Genomic DNA, 20,319 nt, shown 5'->3' on the forward strand with positions numbered 1-20,319 from the left:
ACCCTAACGTCAACTCGCACACCGGCAGATCCGCAGGCCATCCTGATTTTTCGCGCCCGATGTGCAGCTCCTCGAAAATCCCGGTCATCAGCAACATCGCCTACCGGTCTGACCACCTGCAGATTTTGCTTCTTGTGTCACAGACGCTTCTGTCTGTGCATCTTTATCGCGATCACGAACAGGAGTGTATGCTCCACGAAGACAAAAACTAAAACAGACACCACCAACTACATCGTGAATCAGTACCGTCCCCCTCCCGCTACCGGAACGAGCGTGGCGCGCACATCGCGGTAGAGCATGGGCGGTGGTCCCGTCACGCCTTATGCTCCGGTCGCGCAAGAGCCCCCAGGGTACTGATGGCACGAGCCGCCGTCCGGCATGGATTCGGCATCACCCGTCCAGTTGCGGAGCCGCCCCCTCGGTGATCCCAACGCCGCTCCGCCCGGCAGCGCGGAACTGTTCGGCCAGCGCGAACACCCGCCCGACCGCATCGGCCGGGCCAACACCACGGCCGTGGATGTTCGAGATCAGGTTGCGGTCGGCGTCGGTGTGCCCGGGCCGCGGGCGATACGCCAGATACGCCGACAGGCTTTCCGCGGTCGCCAGACCGGGCCGCTCGCCGACCAGCAGCACCACCACTTCCGGTGACAGTAGCGCGCCGATGTCGTTCATCACACCAACCCGACAATGCCGAACGAAAAACGGCCGGCCGAACGACCACCCGCGCGCCGTGGCGCGGTCCTGCAAGAGCCCTAAAAGCGCCGGGACCTGAGCAGCAACGGCTGTTGCCGATAGCCCGTCGCCGACCACGATCTGAACGTCGCACCCGGCCGGGCACTGCGCCCGGATCACGTCACGGGCCGCTTCGGACAGCTTCCGCCCCAAATCGGGCCGGCGCAGGTACTCCGCTTTGGAGGCGGCCTGCGTCTGGACCGCGAACAACTGGAACCGGGCGACCAGTTCCGCGCCGAAGTCGCGCACCAGATCCACTTCGGTGTGAACGGCGTCGCGCGCGGCCGCGTGGTCCTCGCGCAACTTCAGTAGCGTCGCCGTGCGGTACGCCGGCCCGGCGCGGCCCGCCAGCACCCGGGCCGGGGTCTGGGCCAGTGCGGCCTCGACGGGATCGAGCGGAACCGGGAGTTGGTCGCTCACGCCTTCGGCTCCTCGCGCTCGTGAACGGCGGTCTCGGCCGCCACAATCGCGTCCAGTTGTTCGCGGCTCATGAGCCCTTGCGGCGGTCCGGGGAACGTGTGCCGCGCGACCGCGAACCACCCGACCAGCAGCGCCAGGCTCATCGCACCGACCGCGTAGAGCGCCTTCTCGGCCGGGGGCTGAACCCCGACCACCACGAGGCCGACACACCCGACCACACTCACCCCCGCGAGCGGCCGGAACCACCGCCCGAGGCTCCACGGCCCCATCTGCGTCCACGTTCGCCCGTAGGCACGTGCGCCCAGCGCGGTCGGCAGCACGTAGGAGATGTAGAGCAGCACCGCGGCGGCGGCGGCGATCGTCGCGTAGGCTTCGGCGTAAGCCGTGAACAGCACCGCGGCGGTCGCGACCAGCCACACCGCGACCGGCGGCGTGCGGAACCGCGGCGACACGTACCGGACCCACCGCGACAGCGGCACCCCGCCGTCCCGCGCGAACGCGAACGCCATCCGCGACGCCGATGTCACCGTCGCCAGCCCGCACAGGTACTGCGCGATTCCGATCCCGCCGCACAGCACCAGCGCAAACCACTGCGGCAGCACGTCGGCCATCGTGAACACGAACGCGGTGTCCCCCTTCTCCGCAACCGCAGCGGGGTCGCGCATCGCGAGCACCGCCGCGCAGAGCATCAGCCAGCCGAACAGGGCGGACACCCACACCGACCGGACGATCCCGCGGGGGACGTTTCGGGCCGCGTCGGTCGTCTCTTCGGACACGTGCGCCGAGGCGTCAAAGCCGGTGATCGTGTACGCGGGCAGCAGCAGCCCGAGCGCGAATAGCCACGCGAGCGACTCGGTCTGCGGCCATACGGGGCCACCCTCGCCCGGCAGACCGCTGAAGTTGGTGAACGTCCACAGGCGCGAAAAATCGTACCCCGGCGCGGCCGCAACGAGTGCGACCGTCACCACCGCCGCGACGAACAGAATCCAGTACCCGCTGAAGTCGGTCAGCACCCGTGTCACCCGAATGCCCAGGTGGTTGATGACCGCGTGCGAAGCCGTAATCAGCGCTACCGCCACGAACTGGAGTTCGGCGGTCGGCTTTACGTCCGGGGCGAACGCGCCCATCACAAATCGGAACGTGCCCACGTTGATGGCCGCCAGCACCGCAACGAGTCCCGCGAGGTTGAACCACGCGGTCGCCCACCCCCACCCGCGCCCGCCGAGCGTCGCGGCCCAGTGATAAAGCCCGCCGGCGGTCGGGAACGCGGACGCGATTTGCCCCATCGTGGCCGCGACGCACAGCGCGAACAGCCCCGCCAGCGGCCACCCGATGCCGATGGCGGCGCCGCCGACCGAACAGAACCCGACGTGGAACGAGGTCACCCCGCCCGCCAGGATGCAGATGATCGACAGCGAGATGGCGAAGTTCGAGAACCCGCCGAGCACCCGCGCCAGTTCCTGCGCGTACCCGAGCTTGTGCAAGGTGCGAACGTCGTCGGGCTCGGCTCCGGGGGCGCTCATGCGTACCTCTCATCCGAATTCGTGGCAGCAAGAACCTTCGCGGCCGTCCCAAGCAGCGCCGGGCGCTCGGCGCTCGTGAGATTACCCGCCCGGGTGATCCCGTTCGCTTCGAGCCAGTCCCGGAACTCGGGGGCCGGTGCCAGCCCGAACAGGTCGCGCACGGTCGCGGCGTCGTGGTAGCTGGTGGACTGGTAGTTGAGCATCACGTCGTCGGCACACGGCACGCCCATGACGTAGTTGCACCCGGCCGCGGCCAGCAGCAGCAAGAGGTTGTCGGCCGAGTTCTGGTCCGCGTCCGCGTGGTTGGTGTAACACACGTCCACGCCCATCGGCAGGCCGAGCAGTTTGCCGACGAAGTGGTCTTCGAGCCCCGCCCGCGTGATCTGCCGCTCGTCCGCGAGGTACTCCGGGCCGATGAACCCGACCACCGTGTTCACCAGGAACGGGTCGAACGCCCGGGCCACCGCCTGCGCCCGCGCTTCGAGCGTGAGCTGATCGACGCCGTGGTGCGCCTCGGCCGATAAGGCGCTCCCCTGCCCCGTCTCGAAGTACATCACCTGATCGCCGACCCACCCCACCGGCCGCGCCCGGTGCGACGCTAGCACCCGCTCCCGGCCCTCTTTCAGCATCGCCAGCGTAACGCCGAAGCTGGCGTTGGCGGCCTGCGTCCCCGCGACCGACTGGAACAGCAGATCGACCGGCGCGCCGCGGTCGAGGGCCGCGAGTTGGGTCGTGATGTGTGCCAGGCAGCACGCCTGCGTCGGCGCGCCGAGTTCGGTGATGAGCCGGTCGAGCAGGCGGAGGATCGCGCCGACCGTTTCGACCGAGTCGGTCGCGGGGTTCACCCCGATGACGGCGTCACCGCACCCGTAGGCGAGCCCGTCGAGCGCGCTCACGAGGATGCCGGCGAGGTCGTCCGTGGGGTGGTTCGGCTGCACCCGCACCCCGAACACGCCCCGCTGGCCCAGCGTGTTGCGGCACCGGGTCACGTTGCGCACCTTCGCCGCCGCGTACACGAGTTCCTTGTTGCCCATCAACTTGGCGACCGCCGCAGCCGCCTCGGGTGTGATCCCCCACTTTAGCTCCCGGAGCGTGTCGCCGGTTGTGGCGTCGCTCAACAGGAATTCGCGGAACTCCCCCACCGTCAATGAACGGATGCGGGCGAACGCCTTGTGATCGAGCGAATCCTGTACGAGTCGGGACACGTCGTCCGTATCAGGATCGACGACCGGCTCATCGACCAGTTGCCGTAAGGGCACGTCGGCGAGCGCGCATTTCGCCGCGACCCGCTCGCGCTCGGACCCGGCCGCGAGCCCGGCGAGCGCGTCGCCGGACTTCGACTCGTTGGCTTTGGCGAGCAACTCGCGCAGGTCGGCGAACACGAACCGCTCGCCGCGGACGGTGTGCGTGAAGGGCATAGGGTGGGTGCCGGTACGGCTGGAGAGGTCTGAGCTACTGTAGGTGCGGTTCCGCGCGCGGCGAGCGGGCGTGGCCGTGAATGGCCTTGCGGAGCTTCCCGTTCGCTCGCTCCGTCGGCCGTTTGATCCGCACATCGGGCATTGTCCCACCGCATTTCCCCCTCGTTGCACTTCCAGAAGTCCGTGTCGAACCCTGTGGAGCGAACAACACCGGTTACGGTCCAAGCGGAGAGGAATCGCACGCACGAGTCAAAACGGCCATAACATTCGCCCTAAAAACGCTTTGCGACACAACAATCGACCGAAGCCGGGTTTCGTCTCCGCGCTCCCGGTGCCCTCTTTTGAGGTCTCGCCCGTGAAATTCGTGGGCAGCGACCACCCAGCGAATCGCCAGCCCGCGACCAGTCTTGGTACCAGCAGTTGTCCACCGGCCGACCCGTCAACGCCTCGCAGGTGCGACATCGGCCACCGTTACCACCACGATCCCGGAACCGCGGAACCAGTCCGCCGGTTCTCGGTTGCCACACGTGGCAGAAACGGGCCACCGGCGGGAACGGGTCGCCCATTCAACAGATGGCACCGCGACCACCGAGCGAATGCCGGACTGCACATCTTCGACGGCGTTCACGGCGGTGGTCGGCCGTCGAACCGGCGCTGTACACGTTCGCCGCGGTCGAGGGGGTCGATCCGACGAACAACGCGGCCGAGCGGCCTTGCGGCACGCGGTCAGTTGGCGGAAGATGAGCTTCGGGACGGACTCGGCCGGCGGGAGCCGGTTTGTTGAGCGGGTGTTGACCGTGGTGGCCACCTGCCGACAGCAAGGGCGTGACGTGTTGGCCTTCCTGACCGAGACCGCACAGGCCGCCAGGACCGGAGGGCTGATGCCCTCGATCATCTCCGCGCGCACCTCGACCTGAGGAGCCCATACGGCCGGAAGAGTTCCTCCTCGGGTCAATCGGAAATGAACATGACCCGTGCATTACTGCTCATCGTTCTCACCACACTGCTTCTGTACCTCGTGGGTTTGTTCTCAATCGCGTTCGGCTTGTCGCCAGGTTGGTGGCCGTCCATCGGGGCATTCGTTACCAGTGCCGTCACGTTTGTACTCGTGCAGTTCGAGGCCGCGTCTCGTAACGAGCAAGGGCTACCGTCACCATTCCCGAACGCGCGGCGGGCCGCGGTATGGCGGGCCGTCCGGTTGTGTTTAGCCTTGTCCCTCTTGAGTTTTGTTGCACTGGCTGCGACGTCCGGGCCGTATGGGGTTCCCGAAGAAGGGAGCCGGATTTTCGCACGACGAGATGTCTACCAGTTAAACAGCCACGGGAAGAAGACGGAGGTATCACGGGCACGGTATGTTCTCGTCGGGGCCGCATTCGCCCTCGCGTGGCACGCCGCTGCGATCGCGTTCTCTCTCCTCCAACTCTATGTCGTACTTGCTGGAGAACTACCAACCTGCTTCCAGCGCACCGAGAGGCCTACTCGGGGGGACGGAGCTTAATCGAGCCACGTGAACAGTTACCACATCTCCACGGCGACCCAGAAAGACGGAAGTGCAACTCCCCTCATACACGAACCGGCTGTTGGTGTCCGTTTTGATTTTTGTCTTTGTGGCACAGACATTCCTGTCCGTGAATCATTCTCGCTCTACACAGACAGGAATGTCTATTCCACAAGAAACAGACACGACCAGCCGGACCGTGTATCAGCGTCCAAGAGCGACAGCGTCGCAATTTTCGAGCAATCTCGCAAACTGCCGGGTTGACATCGGGCACCAGTCGAGTACCATTTCCCTTGTCTTGATGAGATTCGTTCTCAACAAGACAACTATAGCGAGTCGCTAGCCTCCGCAGGCTTTCCGGTTCGAGCACCGAACCGACCCACGTCCAGCGACGCGTCTCGCGGCCATCCCACTCACACTCGAGGAGGGTGCCGCGTCATGCGCCGCACACGTGTTCCCCGTCGCGCCTTTACGCTGATCGAACTGTTGGTGGTGATGGCGATCATTGCCATCCTCATCGGCCTCCTGTTGCCGGCCGTGCAGAAGGTGAGGGCGGCGGCGGCGCGCCTGAAGTGCTCGAACAATTTGAAGCAGATCGCGCTCGCGTGCCACAACTACCACGACGCGAACCAGCAGTTCCCGTATGCCTCGACCGACCGCCAGCCGGGCGAAACGGCGAGCACCTACGTGACCGGGTTCATCCTCATCATGCCGTACCTGGAGCAGGACAACGTGGCCCGGCGGTGGAACCCGAAGCTGCCGCGCAACAGCACCGACGACAGCGACGGCGACGGCTACACCAACGCCGCGCTCCAGCAGACGCAGATCCCGACGTACACGTGCCCGGCGATGACCCCGCCCAGCGGCCCGTTGGGGGGAGCCGAGAACCGGGCGCCGTCCAGCTACCTGTTCTCCAGCGGCACCCAGGACCCGATGCTGTACGCCTACTACGGCTTCTTCGGGGCGTCCGAGCCCGCGTTCGACGGAGCCATCATCCCGACCCGTGACCGCGGCTACACCCCAACGACCGTATGCCCAGCACCGACCCGCATCGCAATGATTACCGACGGCACCTCGAACACGCTGCTCGTCGGCGAGTCCGACTTCAAGCCGCGGGGCGTGCCCTCGACGGAACTGGGCGCGATCTGGAGCTACGGGTACATCGGGTACACCTTCGGCTCCACGGTCCACCCGTTCAACAAGCACAACAACACGTCCACCTTGTACGGGGCGTTCCGCAGCGAGCACACCGGCGGGACCAACTTCGCCTTCGCCGACGGCTCGGTGTCCTTCATCCGGGACGGGATCAACCAGCAAACCTTCCAGTGGATGTCCACCCGCGCCGGCGGCGAAGTGGTCCCCGCGAACTGATTCTGACGGAGCCCCGATGCGACCGTTCGGTTTGTTTCTGGTCACCGCTCTCGGCGCCGGTCCCGCCGGGTGCGGCGGCCCGCCCGCACCGGCGCCCGAAGAGGCGCCCCTGACCGTCGAGCAGTGGAAGGCGCTGCCGGCGCAAAAGAAGTACGAGGTCGAGACGCTGGAACGGGTGAAGCACGGCAGCCCGAAGTTCCAGGACCAGCAGGCGTGGGACAAGTTCATCCGCGAGGTGATGGTTCCCGCGCGCAAGAAAGACGGCCTCGACCCCAAGAAGTAACGGCCGCGCCCCGCGGCACCGAGCCCCCGGCGACGGACCGCCGGATCGGCCGGGCGGGTAGACCGTCTGCCCGCCCGGCCCGCGTACAAGACACGACCGTTTCCCCGATTACGGAGCCCTCATGTTCCGCGCCGCTCTCGCCTCCCTGACCGCCCTCTGCGCCCTGACGGCCGCACACGCGCACTTCGTGTTCGTGGTGCCCGACCCGAAGGACCCGGCCAAGGCCCTGGTCGTGTTTAGCGAAGACCTGGACCCGGACGAACACGTCGGGGCCGACAAGATGACCGCCCTCAAGCTCACCTGCCGCGACGCGGCCGGCAAGGACACGGTGGTCGAACACAAGGCCGGCAAGCACGAGCTCGCCGCCGCGCTGCCAGGGAGCGGCCCGCGGCTCGTGTTCGGCACACTCAATTACGGGGTGATGCAGAAGGGCGACGCGAAACCGTACCTGCTCGCGTACCACCCGAAGGCCGTTGTCGGCGCCGTGCCCGCGGACCGGCTCGTGCTCGGCGAAAAAACGCTCCCCGCCGAACTGGTGCCGGTCGCCAGCGGGTCGGAGGTGCGGTTCAAGTTGCTCGCGGCCGGCAAGCCGGTGGCCGGCGCCGAGGTGACGGTGCTCAAGCCGGGCGGCGGGAAGGCCAAGGCGACGACCGACAAGGACGGGCTGACCGAAGCGTACCCGGCGAAGGGCCGGTACGGGGCGTGGGCGCGGGCCACCGAGGCGAAGGCCGGCGAACTCAACGGCAAAAAGTACGAAGAGGCCCGCCACTACGCGACCCTGGTGACCGCGTTCCCCGAGTAAGGAGCCGCGCCATGACCGCGACCGAACGGGGGCGGGGCGACAACCCGCGGTGGCTGGCGGCCCTTGCGACCGCCGCCCCGGTCGCCCTCGCGGCCGTGTTCGTGCTGTGGGCCTCCGAGCCCGACCCGCGCCGCTCGCCCCCGGCCCGGCCCCCCGGCCAGCCGGGTCCGGCGCACCCGATTGACCCGAACTGGCACACGAGCGTAGCGAGGGCACGATGACGAGCGCCGACTGTCTGTACCGGATCGCGGCCGAGCGGTTCGACGAGGGCGAGTTCGCGAACGCGCTGCGGGCGGCCCACGACGGGTTGCGGCGGGACCGGTACCACCCGGGCCTGCTTCAAGTGTACGGGCTGGCCTCGTTCCGCCTCGGGAACCCGCCGGTCGCGCTCGAGGCGCTGGAAACCGCCAGCGCGGTGGGCCCGCTGGACCCGCTCGCGCGGCTGGCCCTGGCCGAGTTGCACCTGCTCGGCGGCTGGCGCCGCAGCGCCGCGGCCGCCCTGCGGTTCCTGGCCGAACCGGGGCGGTGCCCGACCCCGCTGCTCGCCGACCTCGCCCGGCTGTGCGGCGCGCTCGGGGCGCACCGGGCGGCGTTCAAGGTGTGCCGCCGGCTCGCCCGGCTCCGGTCGTGGTACCACCCGGCACACTACGGAATGGCGTATTATTCGGCAAAACTGAAACGTCCGCCCGCTCGAGTGATTCGCCACCTGCGGGTGGCTCATACACTGGCTCCTGGGGTCATTCCGTACCGAGTCGCCCTGGCCGGCGCGCTGGCCGATACCGGCCGTGCGGCCGAGGCGTGTGACCTCGTCCGCCCGGTCCCAGCGGAGGCACTTGGGTGCCCCGGTTGCCTGGGACGGTTGCTCCGGGCGGCGACGGCCGCCGGGGACGCGGACCTGGAAGCCCGGCTCCGTGCCCGGCTCAACGACGTGCGGGACCGCCGCTGTGGCGGCCCCAGTGAGTGTTTTGAAGCGTAACGACTTTAACTCGAGTGGAGGACGTTCCGATGGCACCGAAGACCAACCCGAGCGGGCTGAAGATCGTGAAGTCGAAGGGGCGGCGGCAGTTGGCCCACGCCCCGAAGGGGTACGAGCCGCGGCCCGCGTTCATCGACTACAAGGACGTGAACGGGCTGCGCAAGTTCCTCACCTCCCAGGCCAAGCTCATGTCCCGCAAGCGGAGCGGGCTGAGCGCCGGGGCGCAGCGGGCGCTCGCCGCTGCCGTCAAACGGGCCCGGTTCATGGGGCTCCTGCCGTACGTCGGCGAGTGACCGCCGCCCACCGAAGCGACGAGGCGGTGTGGGCAGTCGCAATTCGCCTTCGACGGACATTATGAATCCGCCTAACGCAGTGTTACAAAGACGGCCGGGAACCTAGTCATCGCAACTCCTTGCTAGGAATCGGTTTGCGAATTGACTATCCACCCGGCCGGGGAGTACCGAACGATGAGCCGGCATTCGCAACCCAAGGGCAAAGTGAACCGGGCCCTGGGGATGGTGATTTACGAGAAGCGCGGCGCGGTCAAGGCGTTGGAGCGCCGCGAGTACCGGCCCGGGATGCACGGGCAGCGCAAGGGCAAGGTGTCCGAATACGGGCTGGCGCTCCGCGAGAAGAAGAAGATCAAGCACTACTACGGGCTGCACGAGCGCCAACTGGTGCGGTTCTACCAGCTCGCCACCAAGTCCCCGGAGAACACCGGCACGGAGCTGCTGGTGCTGTGCGAGCGGCGGCTCGACAACGTGGTGCGGCGGGCCGGCTTCGCGCGCACCCGGGACGAGGCCCGGCAGGGCGTCAACCACGGGCACTTCCAGGTCAACGGGCGCAAGGTGGACGTGGCGTCGTACCTGGTGAAGGCCGGCGACGTGGTGGCCGTGAAAGCCCGGCCGAACCTGCAAAAGAAGTACCGCGAGCGGCTCACCGAAGGGCTGCATAGTGCCGACTGGCTGGTGAGCGACGCGGAGGCCCTGTCGTTCACCGTCACGCGGCTGCCCGCGGACGGGGACGTGAGCCTGCCGGTCGATATCCAGCGGGTCATTGAAATCCTCAGCCGCTGACGCGGCGCCGGACGGTTTTACCTACCAGGAGTCCCTTTCGTGGCTGTGTCGAGGCGCGGGTTCACGCTGATCGAACTTCTTGTGGTGATCGCGATCATTGCGATTCTCATCGGGCTGCTGCTGCCGGCCATGCAGAAGGTGCGCGAGGCCGCGGCCCGGATGAAGTGCCAGAACAACCTCAAGCAGTTGGTGCTGGGGCTGCACAACTACGAGTCCGCCAACGGCGCGTTCCCGACCTCGGTCAGCGGCACCCCGACGGGCGGCGTCGCGGTGAACCACTTCTGGGGCGCGCAGATCCTTCCGTACATGGAGCAGAACCCGCTCGCGAACATCTACAACTACAACGTCAAGTTCAGCGACATCGCGAACCGCGAGGCGGTCCAGTACCACCTGCCGTTCATGCGGTGCCCGAGCACCCCGGGCGCCCCGCGGATGCACACCAAGTTCGGCGCCGTCGTTCCGGCCGGCGAAACCAAGTGGCCGGCCGCCGCGTGCGACTACGCCGGCAGCGCCGGCCCGGACACGAAGCTGTGGACCGTCAAGCCCCCGGTGGTGAGCTACGCGCAGCCGAACACCGACGGGTTCTTCTCCGGGAGCGTTAAGCCGGGCGAGCGCGGACGTCAGTACCGCGACATCACCGACGGCGCGTCCAACACCGTCGTGCTGGTGGAATCGGCCGCGCGTCCCGAGGTGTGGCAAGCGGGCCAATTGCTGGCGGGGTCCGGGCAAGAAACGTCGGCGTCGGCGGCTTACGTGACAATCTGCTCCTGGGCCGAAGGGAACCTGTTCAAGGTCCGCGGGTACTCGCAAGACGGGGTCACCAACGGCGGGCCGTGTCTGGTGAACTGCACGAACAACTACTCCATGTACAGTTTCCACTCGGGCCTGGTGAACACCGGGCGGGTGGACGGGTCGGTGCGCACGATTCGACAGGGTGTGAGCGCCGACGTGATCGCCGCGCTGCTCACGATTCAAGGTGGGGAGGTGGTGAGTGACGAGTGATCGCGTCGCCGTCGGGGTGCTGGCGCTTCTGATGTCCGTGCCGGTCGCAGCGGTCCCGACGGCCCCCGCCCCGCGCCCTTCGCCCCGCTTTCCCGTTGGACACGCACTTGAAGGTCTCCCGACATCCGAGACGCCGGGGGCCGTCTACTCCCGCGACCCGGCCCACCCGTTAAACGAACTCCACACGCTGCTGTTCACCCAGGACCAAGTGCCGGAGGAGATCGCGGCCGTACTGCCCGCTGAGCGAGCGGATCGACGCGATGTCGATTTCTTCGTGAAGGGCTGGCAGTTCGGTAAGCGGAAAGGCACGACCACCGACCGGGTCGTATTCGGCGGCGACGTGCGCGTGTCGGCGCTCACCTCCGTCGGGGCGGACCGACGCAAACGGCTGCTGGAACTACTCAGCACCGTTTCGACTGTCGAGCAAGTTGCGGCCATGCCGGAGCTAAAAGCGCCGGTTACCCGTATACTGTTTCAGTGGGACGTGCTGAGTGTCTGGTGGCGTCTGGAAACGAGCCGCAAGTGGGGCCGTAGCGACGACACCGAACTGCTGACCGCACTGGCCAAAACGGTGCGAGCGCTGGCCCTGCCGCGAAACGAACTGACCGCCCTGCCCGCCGGTACCGCCGAACTGACGAAACAGTTCGCGCACCACAACAAGCCGAAAGACGGCGCGACGCCGTACCTCCCGCCCCTGCCGTTCGACGGCCCTCCGACTTCCGCATGGGTGGAAGTGGACCGCAAAGCCGGCAAACTGTTCCGCGGAGACCAGGCGCTGCGAGCCAGCCGAATCTTCCTGAACGCCGGCGATCGCGCGTCGTCCGCCGGGCTCGTCACCACCGCGGCCCAACAGGCGGGCCGGGTCGAGGTGCCGGACGGGACCGAGGTGGCCCTGGTGTTGTCACTGGTAGCTTTCGATACGGACCTGAAACCGGTGGCGACGCCGGTGATAGACGAGGTGCGGGTGCGGCGGCTGAGCGGGCCGTTTAAGCTCACGGCCGACAACCCGACGAGCTCAAAGGACGGCATGGACCACTGGATCTACTTCCGGTCGCGCGCCGGCTCGGCACTCGGCGGGGAGGCGTTCCGGTTCGTCCCGGACACCACGCAGGGGCTGTTCCTGGAGTACGGATCGGCCAAACACACCACGTTCGCCGCACAGTGCGCGCTGTGCCACCGGACCGACACCAACACGCCCTCGCTGCCGCGCGGCGTGAGCGTGCTGAACCCGATCAACCGGCCGCGCGTCGCCGACGCGGCGACGAACCGGTTTCGTGTCGCGGAGGACGAGATGCGGCCGGTGGCCGACCGGCTCCGCGACCGGTTGAACCCGAAGGGCGAGTGACCGTTTCCCGTACCGAGGTTTCCCATGCGCGTGCGATTCGTGCTGACCGCCTGCGTCGTTCTGGCCCTGTCCGCCAGCGGCCGCACCGACGACCCGAAGCCGGCCGGCAAGCAGGTGTTCTGCCCCGTGATGACGAAGGACGAGATCACCGATCCGGTCTACGTCGATTGGAAGGGCGTCAAGATCGGGCTGTGCTGCGACACCTGCGTGAGCAAGTTCAAGGCCGAGCCCGAGGCGTACCTGCTGCCGGACCTGCTGCCCCAACTCAAGGGCAAGGAGCTACCCAAGCGGAAGATCGAGCAGATCCACTGCCCGGTGAACCGCGACAAGGTGGTGAGCAGCAAGGACCCGTCGGTCGAGTACAAGGGCGTGAAGGTCTACTTCTGGAACGCCACCGCCAAGAAGAAGTTCGAGGCCGACCCGGCGAAGTACGCCGACCCCGCCGTGCTGCCGCAGCTCAAGAACGCGAAGAAGTGACCGCCCCGGCAACCGCCGTCGGTCTGGTTCACGGTCCGGCTGGTGGTATCTGTTTTGGCTTTGTGGCACAGCCATTTCTCAGTCGTTGCCACGGTGGTTGAGCGGCGCATAAGTTTCCGTACCAACGGTTTGTGCGCCTAACCCGTTCGGCACCCACTCGCGCCCGTTCGACGGGGACCACGAGAGTCCCCCGGAGTAGTCGGGGGCAAGACCAAGGACGGAGCCCGGGGGTTCTGGGGGTGGTTCGAGCACACCTTCCGGTGCCGCAAGTGCCGGGCCAGAAACAGACACCAGCCGGGCCGTGAGTCAGGCCGAAGCCGTCGCCTCTCGGCCGCCCGCCGCAAGCCGTCGCCCGAGCACCCGCACCGCCGCCCCCAGCGCGGCGAGCCAGCCCAGCCCACTAACCACGAACGCGGCCCGCGCCGCTGGCGTGCCCCGGTACACCAGCCGTACCTCGTTGTCTCCTTCCGCGAGAGGCACGGTCAGCATCCCGTCGGGCGAGGGAGCCGGTTCCACCCGCGCCCCGTTGACCGTCGCCTCGTACCCCTTCACGAACTCCAGGTGCGTTTCCAGGCGGGCCGGCCGGTCGGTGCGGACGGTCGCGGCGTAGGGGTGTAGTGCGTCCACCCGGACGGGCAGGTCGGTGGCTTCGTAGCGGGTCAGTTCGATCCCGTCGATGCTCAGCGTCGCGGGCGCGGCCGGGTCCGCCGGGGCGCTCGCTAGCGACACTTGCACTTCGTCCGCGCCGGGCGCCGAGGTCCACAGTGTGACGCGCACCGTTTGAGGCCGGCCGGTGTTGTCCAGCGGCCGGTACTCGCGCCGGAGCGTCGCCCCGCGCACCACCAGCGCGGCCCCCTCGCTCACGTTCTGCGAAGTGACCCGCAGCGTCAGCAGGTACCGCCTTTCGGACTCGAACCGGGCGGTGAGCAGCGGGCGCACGCTCGTCCCGGCGTCGGCGCGGAACGGCAGCGCCACCGCGGGGACGAACGGAACCGGCGTGCCCCGCCCCGCCGCCTCCCGGTTCGCCGCCAGCACCGCGACGCCGTCGGCGTCGAGCACCCGGTTGTACAACAGCGGGTCGCCGACCGTGACCCGGTCCGGGGTGGTGCGGGGGTCGTGGACGGTGAGCCAGTTGTGCGCGCGGAGCGACTGGTTTTCAGGCCGGGAGACGGCGGGCACCGGGTCCGGGTCGCGGGCGCGGAACCCCAGCGCTCGCACCTTCTGCGCCTGGTGCAGGCTGTACCCAGTACCGACGACGAGCACCACGGCCGCCAGTGCCGCACGCGCCGGGAGCACGTGCCGCCGCGGGGCGGCGTGTGGCGCGGCCACCGTGAACGCGAGCGCCGCCCGACCGCGGGACAGCACCCGCTCCACGGCCAGCGCGCCCGCGAACGCGCCGAGCCCGGCGAGCAGCACGTAGAACCGCTGCATCGGCCACGGGCCGGTCACGCCGAACGTGCGCGGCAGGTTGGCCCAGACGTGCCACGTCAGCCCCGCGAGCGGGTGGAGCAGTACGAGGAGCCCGAGCGCCGCCCCGACGAACGCCCGGAGCGCCGGCACCCGCTCCCGGAGGGCCACTCCGGCCGCGAACCCGAGCAGCCCGAGCAGCCCGTACCCGAGCTGGAAGTAACTCATCGGCTCGAACCGGTCGCCGAGCGGCAGGTACGCGCCGGGCACGGACGCGCGGACGTTCCGCGTGAGATCGTCGGCGAACTTGGGGCCGGTGGCCCGGTACAGCCCCGCCGGGGGTTCGGGCGCCTCCGTCATCCCGTGGCTGCGGTGCAGCTCCATGCTGAAGACGGTGGCGAAGTACCACGCCGACAGCACCGCGAACGCCGCACCCGCCAGGGCTGCGAACCGGACGGTGTGCCAGAACCGCCCCCGGCGCGCGGCCAGGGCCGCCACGAACAGCGCCCCCCCGACGGAGAGCCACAGCGCGATCGCGGCGTGGCACATCCACACCAGCGCCGTTCCGCCGCCGAGGCAACCGGCCGCAGTACCGTCCCCGCGGCGCGCGCCGCGGGCCAGACCGTACAGCACCACCGGCACGTACGGCAGCACCATGAACGAGGGGTACATGTCCAGCCCCCCGGGCAGGCACAGCGTACCCGGGCAGCTCACGTACAGGCACGCCAGGGCGCCCGCCAGCCAGCGCCGGGCCGGCAGCGCCCGCAGGCACGCGTAGGCCGACAGCGCCCCGGCCCAGATGCTCCACGCCAGGGTGAGGTGCTGCACCTCGACGGTCGAGTACCGGCCGCCGGTGACGAGGTCGAGCGCGGCGCCGGTCAGCAGGTACCCGGCGAGCAGCCCGACCGGGTGCCCGTTCCAGTTGGCGTGCGACTGGCCGACGTACACGGGGAAAATGCCGGCGCGGGTCTGGTGGAGGTGGTCGTCGAGCAGGCAGTAGTACCAGACGGCGTCGCTGGCCCCGATGAACCGGTCGGTGAGGAAGGGAGCGATGAGGTGGAGCGCCACGGCGGTGAGGGCGGCGCACGCGACCGCCTCGGGCCACACGAGCCGCCACCACCGGGCACAAGCGCTACGAAACATCGGTACGGTCCTTCGGCCACAACTCGCGTCGCGTTCCCCGGCGCTCACGCGGCCCGTGTCGGCGCCCGCGCCCCGGGGCCGGGCGCCACCTCCGCCCGGTCGGCCGCACGCCGGAACCGCCCGCGCACGGCGGCGGCAGCCAGGACCAGCCAACCGGCGGCGCTGAGGCCGAACGCACACCGCATCGCGGCTGTGCCCCGGTAAACGAGTTCGACCGTGTTCGGGCCGGGCTGGAGCGGGATCAGGACCGCGCCGGCCGGCGAACCGGCCACGTCCGCGCGCGCCCCGTTCACGAACGCCCGGTACCCGGGCACGAACCGCCGGTGCGTTTCCAGCCCCCACCCGTCGTCGGGCGCGTTGGTCAGCGCGCGATACGGCAGCAGCGACGTTACCCGAATCGGCAACTCCTCGGGCCGGTAGACGCTCACGCCCGCGCACGCGCAGCCCATCCCGGTACCTTCGGTCGTCGCGGTCGTTTTCCCGGTGACGTAAAGCTCGATCACCGCCGCCGGGCCTTCGCCCGTGCGGACCGGCACCCGCAACGTCTGCATCCCGCCCGAATCGTCCGGGAGCGGGAACGTTCGGGACGTTCCGCCGCTCCGGATGTGTAACGCCCCGCGGTAGTTCTTGGCCCAATACGACAGCGTCACCAAGTAGTTGCGGTTCGGCTCGGCGCGGACGTACTGAAACGGCCGGGCGGTGTGGTCGTGAACCGGCACGTACTCGGCCCCCACGAGTTCCGGTTTCCCCGCGCCCTCGGTTTGGATCGGGACGCGGTCCAGGTTCGCCAGTGTCGCGCGGGCCGGCCCGCCCGCGGGGCCGATGAGCCGGTTGTCCAGCGCCGGGTCACAGCCCGAAACGAGCGCCGTGTGCGGTCCTTCCACTTCGCCGGCAGTCGGTTCGCGGGGGGGGCGCGGCACCAGCAGCACAACCGTAGCCGCCAGCACCGCGAGCGACAGCCCCAGCGCGCCGACCGCAGCCGCCCGGCCGAGCCGGCCGAGGGGAACGACCTCCCCGGACTCGCGCACGTACTCGGCGGTCACCTCGCATGGGTCGGTTTCGAGCCGGTATTGCAGCGCGAGCGCCGCCGCGACGCACGCCGCGGCGACCGGTAGGGCGCACTGGTCCGCCCACCGCACCGAGCCGTCGAACGTGCCGAGCGCCCTCGCGCTGACGAAGTGCCACGCCGCGAGCACCGCGAACAGCGCGACCGTCGCCAGCGCCGCCCCGGCGACCGACAGCCGCCGGTGGTATGCCACGAGCCCGGCGAGCCACGCGACCGTGAGGACCGTGCCCGCGAGCCCGGCCGGCGGGTCGGACATCCACAGCAGCGCGAGCGCCGCCGCCGTTCGTCCCGCGGTCCGCGAGTCGGGCGCCCGGCTCCCCGCAACGAACCCGCACAGCAACAGCGGCGCGCACGGAACGGCCGCCAAGCCGGTCGGGCTCCCGAACCCGGCCTGCCACACAACGCCGGCGAGCAGGACGTACAGCGCGGCGATCAGCGCTCGCGCCCACCGACGCGCGCCCAGCGCGGCCCGGAGCCCGAAGTACATGGCGAACAGCCCGCCGGCGGCGCAGGCGGCGTCGATCAGCGCGCGAACGGCGGCCGGCGTGAGCCGCTTGAGCGTGGCGAGGTGCAGGAGCGCGGCGGCGGTGTTGTACGCCGGCGCGTGCGCGACCGGTGTTCCGTCCGGCAGCGCCTCGGACTGCCCGACGTACACCGGGAACACGCCGCGCTCGGTCTGGGCCATCACCTCGGCGAGCGCGGGGAGGGCGTCCCCGGATCGGGCCGCCGCGAACGGCGCAACGGCGACCAGCGCCGCCGCCAGTGCGACGAGCCCGAGCAGTTCACAGAGGCGGGGTCGGACGAGGCGCATCGGCGGGTCTCATTCACGGCCCGGTTACTGCTGTCCGTTTCGGGCTGATGACGTTGTGGCACAGACATTCCGGTCTGTGTGGCCTTATCGCGCTGCACAGACCGGAATGTCTGTGCCACAAGGAACAAAGTGAACCGGGCGGCGCGTCACGCGGCCGGTCGGTGTGCGAGTAAGTCGGCGTTCACGGCGGCGATGACGGCGTCCTGCTGGGCGTCGGTCAGCCCGACGAACAGTGGCAGCGACACGACCTCGCGGGCCGCGCGTTCGGTCTCGGGCAGGTCCCCTTCCCGGCCGCCCAGGTGGGCGTAGGCGGGTTGCAGGTGAACCGGAACCGGGTAGTGGATAAGCGTCTGGACGCCTCGGGCGGCGAGCCGGCTGCGGAACGCGTCGCGCCCCGGCACGCGCGCGACGAACAGGTGGTAGGTGTGCTCGCAGCCCGGCCGCGGGTGCGGCAGGTCGGCGAGCGCGAGCCCGCGCAGGTAACGTTCGGCGAGCCGGTTCCGCTCGGCGTTGTCGGCGTCGAGGCGGCCGAGCGCGACGGTCAGCATGGCCGCCTGGATCTCGTCGAGCCGGCTGTTGAACCCGCCCGGGTCGGCGTGGTGGTAGCGGTCGGTCTGGCCGTAGTTGCGGAGCCGGCGGGCGCGGGCGGCGAACGCCGGGTCGCGGGCCAGCACGGCGCCGCCGTCCCCGAACGCGCCGAGGTTCTTGGTGGGGTAGAAGCTGAACGCCGCCAAGTCGCCGACGGTGCCGACGCGCCGCCCCTGCTCGTCGCGCGCCCCGTGCGCCTGGGCACAGTCCTCGATCAGGAGCAGGCTGTGCCGGTCGGCGACGGCCCGCAGGTCCGTGAGCCGGGCCGCCTGCCCGTACAGGTGGACCGCCACGACGGCCCGGGTGCGGGGGGTGATCGCGGCGGCGAGCGCGGCGGCGTCGAGGGTGTAATCGTCGGCGCGGATGTCGGCGAAGACGGGGCGGGCACCGGACCGCTCGACCCCGCACGCGGTGGCGACGGCGGTGTGCGCGACGGTAACGACCTCGTCGCCGGGGCCGATGCCGGCGGCGCGCAGGGCGAGTTCGATGGCGTCGGTCCCGTTGGCGACGCCGACGGCGTGCCCGCCGCCGTGGTACGCGGCGAACGCCTGCTCGAACGCCTCGACCTCGGGTCCGAGCACGTACCAGGCGCGTGCGAGGACGCGCTCGACGGCGGCGCGGTACTCGGCGGCGGCGGCGGCGAACCGGGGGTGCAGGTCGTTGAACGGAACGGTCGGCGGCATCGGTGCTCCTCGGCGCCGTTTTCGGCGCGGGACGCTACGCGAAGGGCCGCCGCAGGACAAGGCGACTTTGGACCTCGCGCAGGGCCGTTCCGACTTCACCTTTTCCTCTCCCGCCGATCGTGTTACAAGCACCGCGACCGCGTGCGCGCACCGACCGTGCCGGGAAGGAATCCCACCGTGTACAAGTTGCTCCTCTGCGTCCGCTACCTGCAAACGCGCTACCTGGCGTTCATCTGCATCGTGAGCGTGATGCTCGGCGTCGCCACCCTGATCGTGGTGAACGCGGTCATGAGCGGGTTCGGCACCAAACTCAAGGACCGGCTCCACGGGGTGCTCTCGGACGTCGTCGTCGACACCGACCGCCCCGACGGGTTCTACGTGCTGAGCGACGACCCGGACCCGGACAAGCGCCGGCCGCTGACGCCCGACGAGATCGTCGCGAAGATCAAAAGCGGGCCGGTGGGGGACCGGATCGAGGCCCTCACCCCCACCATCGAGACGTTCGCGATCATCCGGTTCCAGTGCAACGGCACCAACGTCTCCAAGCCCATCCGGCTCATCGGCGTGGACCCCCAGGGGCGGGCGGAGGTGGGCGGGTTCTCCGAGTACCTCGTGCGGCAGAAGGACGCGCCCCGGCCGAGTTTCGACCTCACCCCCGAGGCGCTCCAGCGGCACGAGTGGAACATCAAGCAGTCCCGCTACGAGGCCGGGAACGTCGTTCCGCCGCCCAATGACAAGGGGCTGCCGCCGCTGCCGGACGCGATCCCCGAGCCCAAGATGGACGAGCACATCGGGATCCCCAAGCCGAAGCTGCACGGCGTGATCCCGGGCCACTCGATCGCCCACTTCCGGTACAAGGACAGGAACGGGCAGACCGTTGAAGAGTGCGTCCTCAAGCCGGGCGACGACGTGGTCATCATCACCGCCGGCGGCCAGGAGATGAAGCCGGTGTGGGGCTCGTTCATCGTCACCGACTACCTCAAGACGGAGATGAGCGAGTACGACCAGAGCTTCGTGTACGTGCCGCTCGAGCAGTTGCAACACATCCGCGGGATGATCGGCCGGGCGACCGCGTTCCAGGTCAAGCTCAAGAACTACGACCGCGACAAGGAGCTCGTCACCCAGGAGCTGCGCAAGGTGTTCCCGCACGCCGACGTGCGCGTCGCGACCTGGGAGGAGCACCAGGGGCCGCTGCTGTCGGCCATTGACATCGAGCGCGGCATCCTGAACTTGCTCCTGTTCATGATCATCGGGGTTGCGGGGTTCAGCGTCCTGGCCATCTTCACGATGATCGTGAGCGAGAAGTACCGCGACATCGGTGTCATGAAGTCGCTCGGCGCGTCGAGCGTCGGGGTGATGTCCATCTTCCTCAGCTACGGCCTCTTGCTGGGCGTGGTCGGCAGCCTACTCGGCACCGCCCTGGGGCTCACCGTCACGCGGTACATCAACGAGATCGAAGCGGCCCTCACGATCCTGACCGGCCGCGCGGTGTTCCCGAAGGACATCTACTACTTCAAAGAGATCCCGACCAACGTCGAGCCGGTCACCGTGATCGCCGTGAACCTCGGGGCGATCCTGATCGCCACCGTGTTCAGCCTGCTGCCGGCCTGGCGGGCCGCCCGGCTGCACCCGGTCCAGGCGCTCCGCTTTGAGTAATGCGGGATGCGGAACTCGGAGTGCGGAACCGAAACCGCCGCA

At 69.2% G+C, this 20,319-nt stretch carries 17 protein-coding genes and 1 pseudogene; 12 read left to right on the forward strand and 6 right to left on the reverse strand.

Features of this window, described 5'->3' with window-relative positions; all coding sequences use genetic code 11:
* Positions 1 to 390 precede the first annotated feature (390 nt).
* Genes eutC through R5W23_RS29995 form a run of 3 tightly spaced genes read right to left on the reverse strand, consistent with a single transcriptional unit; the run spans position 391 to position 4,093 of the window.
* Entirely contained in the window at positions 391 to 1,152 is a 762-nt protein-coding gene (gene eutC / locus R5W23_RS29985; protein WP_320689564.1) for an ethanolamine ammonia-lyase subunit EutC, read from the reverse strand.
* Entirely contained in the window at positions 1,149 to 2,675 is a 1,527-nt protein-coding gene (locus R5W23_RS29990; protein WP_320689565.1) for an amino acid permease, read from the reverse strand. The genes eutC and R5W23_RS29990 overlap by 4 nt, the downstream gene beginning before the upstream one ends.
* On the reverse strand, positions 2,672 to 4,093 hold the full coding sequence (locus R5W23_RS29995) for an ethanolamine ammonia-lyase subunit EutB (RefSeq protein ID WP_320689566.1): 1,422 nt from the start codon (positions 4,091 to 4,093) through the stop codon (positions 2,672 to 2,674). The genes R5W23_RS29990 and R5W23_RS29995 overlap by 4 nt, the downstream gene beginning before the upstream one ends.
* A gap of 651 nt (positions 4,094 to 4,744) precedes the next feature.
* On the opposite strand from R5W23_RS29995, the pseudogene R5W23_RS30000 reads away from it, so the two are divergent.
* The 11 genes and pseudogenes from R5W23_RS30000 to R5W23_RS30050 form a co-directional block, all read left to right on the forward strand.
* Positions 4,745 to 5,010: pseudogene (locus tag R5W23_RS30000) on the forward strand (IS66 family transposase); the annotation flags it as partial.
* A 1,019-nt stretch (positions 5,011 to 6,029) separates the two neighbouring features.
* A complete protein-coding gene (locus tag R5W23_RS30005; protein WP_320689567.1) occupies positions 6,030 to 6,962 on the forward strand; it encodes a DUF1559 domain-containing protein in 933 nt (310 codons plus the stop codon).
* Between the two features lie 16 nt (positions 6,963 to 6,978).
* Positions 6,979 to 7,245, forward strand: a complete 267-nt coding sequence (locus R5W23_RS30010; protein WP_010049425.1) for a hypothetical protein — start codon at positions 6,979 to 6,981, stop codon at positions 7,243 to 7,245.
* 121 nt (positions 7,246 to 7,366) lie between these two features.
* Positions 7,367 to 8,047 carry a DUF4198 domain-containing protein gene (locus R5W23_RS30015; RefSeq protein WP_320689568.1) on the forward strand — a complete coding sequence of 227 codons (681 nt, stop codon included), beginning with the start codon at positions 7,367 to 7,369 and terminating at the stop codon, positions 8,045 to 8,047.
* A gap of 11 nt (positions 8,048 to 8,058) precedes the next feature.
* Positions 8,059 to 8,268 carry a hypothetical protein gene (locus R5W23_RS30020; protein WP_320689569.1) on the forward strand — a complete coding sequence of 70 codons (210 nt, stop codon included), beginning with the start codon at positions 8,059 to 8,061 and terminating at the stop codon, positions 8,266 to 8,268.
* Entirely contained in the window at positions 8,265 to 9,023 is a 759-nt protein-coding gene (locus tag R5W23_RS30025) for a tetratricopeptide repeat protein (RefSeq protein WP_320689570.1), read from the forward strand. The genes R5W23_RS30020 and R5W23_RS30025 overlap by 4 nt, the downstream gene beginning before the upstream one ends.
* A 29-nt stretch (positions 9,024 to 9,052) precedes the next feature.
* On the forward strand, positions 9,053 to 9,316 hold the full coding sequence (rpsR, locus tag R5W23_RS30030) for a 30S ribosomal protein S18 (protein ID WP_010049418.1): 264 nt from the start codon (positions 9,053 to 9,055) through the stop codon (positions 9,314 to 9,316).
* A gap of 174 nt (positions 9,317 to 9,490) precedes the next feature.
* Positions 9,491 to 10,099 (forward strand): 30S ribosomal protein S4, encoded by a 609-nt coding sequence (gene rpsD, locus R5W23_RS30035; protein WP_010049417.1) that lies wholly within the window; start codon positions 9,491 to 9,493, stop codon positions 10,097 to 10,099.
* A 39-nt stretch (positions 10,100 to 10,138) separates the two neighbouring features.
* Complete coding sequence (locus tag R5W23_RS30040; RefSeq protein WP_320689571.1) at positions 10,139 to 11,101, forward strand: DUF1559 domain-containing protein; 963 nt, start codon at positions 10,139 to 10,141, stop codon at positions 11,099 to 11,101.
* Positions 11,091 to 12,446: a hypothetical protein gene (locus R5W23_RS30045; RefSeq protein ID WP_320689572.1), complete on the forward strand. Its 1,356-nt coding sequence runs from the start codon at positions 11,091 to 11,093 to the stop codon at positions 12,444 to 12,446. Before R5W23_RS30040 ends, R5W23_RS30045 begins: the two co-directional genes overlap by 11 nt.
* 24 nt (positions 12,447 to 12,470) lie before the next feature.
* The gene (locus R5W23_RS30050) at positions 12,471 to 12,923 is read left to right on the forward strand and encodes a hypothetical protein (RefSeq protein ID WP_010049411.1); all 453 of its coding nucleotides are present in this window, start codon (positions 12,471 to 12,473) and stop codon (positions 12,921 to 12,923) included.
* Positions 12,924 to 13,229: 306 nt separating this feature from the next.
* On the opposite strand, the gene R5W23_RS30055 is transcribed toward R5W23_RS30050, so the two are convergent.
* The 3 genes from R5W23_RS30055 to R5W23_RS30065 all read right to left on the reverse strand — a co-directional run bounded on the left by R5W23_RS30055 (position 13,230) and on the right by R5W23_RS30065 (position 18,621).
* On the reverse strand, positions 13,230 to 15,473 hold the full coding sequence (locus R5W23_RS30055) for a hypothetical protein (RefSeq protein WP_320689573.1): 2,244 nt from the start codon (positions 15,471 to 15,473) through the stop codon (positions 13,230 to 13,232).
* Positions 15,474 to 15,517: 44 nt separating this feature from the next.
* Positions 15,518 to 17,350 carry a hypothetical protein gene (locus R5W23_RS30060; protein ID WP_320689574.1) on the reverse strand — a complete coding sequence of 611 codons (1,833 nt, stop codon included), beginning with the start codon at positions 17,348 to 17,350 and terminating at the stop codon, positions 15,518 to 15,520.
* Positions 17,351 to 17,496: 146 nt separating this feature from the next.
* A complete protein-coding gene (locus tag R5W23_RS30065) occupies positions 17,497 to 18,621 on the reverse strand; it encodes a DegT/DnrJ/EryC1/StrS family aminotransferase (RefSeq protein ID WP_320689575.1) in 1,125 nt (374 codons plus the stop codon).
* A gap of 177 nt (positions 18,622 to 18,798) precedes the next feature.
* Between R5W23_RS30065 and R5W23_RS30070 the strand changes: the two genes are divergently transcribed.
* Positions 18,799 to 20,277 (forward strand): ABC transporter permease, encoded by a 1,479-nt coding sequence (locus R5W23_RS30070; protein WP_261187632.1) that lies wholly within the window; start codon positions 18,799 to 18,801, stop codon positions 20,275 to 20,277.
* Positions 20,278 to 20,319 lie beyond the last annotated feature (42 nt).

Origin of the sequence: Gemmata algarum, from assembly GCF_034097035.1 — a bacterium.
Lineage (GTDB): Bacteria > Planctomycetota > Planctomycetia > Gemmatales > Gemmataceae > Gemmata > Gemmata algarum.

Excerpts from the sequence above, each read along its gene's own strand:
- R5W23_RS30010 (WP_010049425.1), top strand. The coding sequence starts at position 6,979 with ATGCGACCGTTCGGTTTGTTTCTGGTCACCGCTCTCGGCGCCGGTCCC.
- R5W23_RS30005 (WP_320689567.1), top strand. The coding sequence starts at position 6,030 with ATGCGCCGCACACGTGTTCCCCGTCGCGCCTTTACGCTGATCGAACTG.
- R5W23_RS30015 (WP_320689568.1), top strand. The coding sequence starts at position 7,367 with ATGTTCCGCGCCGCTCTCGCCTCCCTGACCGCCCTCTGCGCCCTGACG.
- R5W23_RS29990 (WP_320689565.1), bottom strand. The coding sequence starts at position 2,675 with ATGAGCGCCCCCGGAGCCGAGCCCGACGACGTTCGCACCTTGCACAAG.
- R5W23_RS29995 (WP_320689566.1), bottom strand. The coding sequence starts at position 4,093 with ATGCCCTTCACGCACACCGTCCGCGGCGAGCGGTTCGTGTTCGCCGAC.
- rpsR (WP_010049418.1), top strand. The coding sequence starts at position 9,053 with ATGGCACCGAAGACCAACCCGAGCGGGCTGAAGATCGTGAAGTCGAAG.
- R5W23_RS30060 (WP_320689574.1), bottom strand. The coding sequence starts at position 17,350 with ATGCGCCTCGTCCGACCCCGCCTCTGTGAACTGCTCGGGCTCGTCGCA.
- R5W23_RS30025 (WP_320689570.1), top strand. The coding sequence starts at position 8,265 with ATGACGAGCGCCGACTGTCTGTACCGGATCGCGGCCGAGCGGTTCGAC.
- R5W23_RS30065 (WP_320689575.1), bottom strand. The coding sequence starts at position 18,621 with ATGCCGCCGACCGTTCCGTTCAACGACCTGCACCCCCGGTTCGCCGCC.
- R5W23_RS30020 (WP_320689569.1), top strand. The coding sequence starts at position 8,059 with ATGACCGCGACCGAACGGGGGCGGGGCGACAACCCGCGGTGGCTGGCG.
- R5W23_RS30050 (WP_010049411.1), top strand. The coding sequence starts at position 12,471 with ATGCGCGTGCGATTCGTGCTGACCGCCTGCGTCGTTCTGGCCCTGTCC.
- R5W23_RS30055 (WP_320689573.1), bottom strand. The coding sequence starts at position 15,473 with ATGTTTCGTAGCGCTTGTGCCCGGTGGTGGCGGCTCGTGTGGCCCGAG.
- rpsD (WP_010049417.1), top strand. The coding sequence starts at position 9,491 with ATGAGCCGGCATTCGCAACCCAAGGGCAAAGTGAACCGGGCCCTGGGG.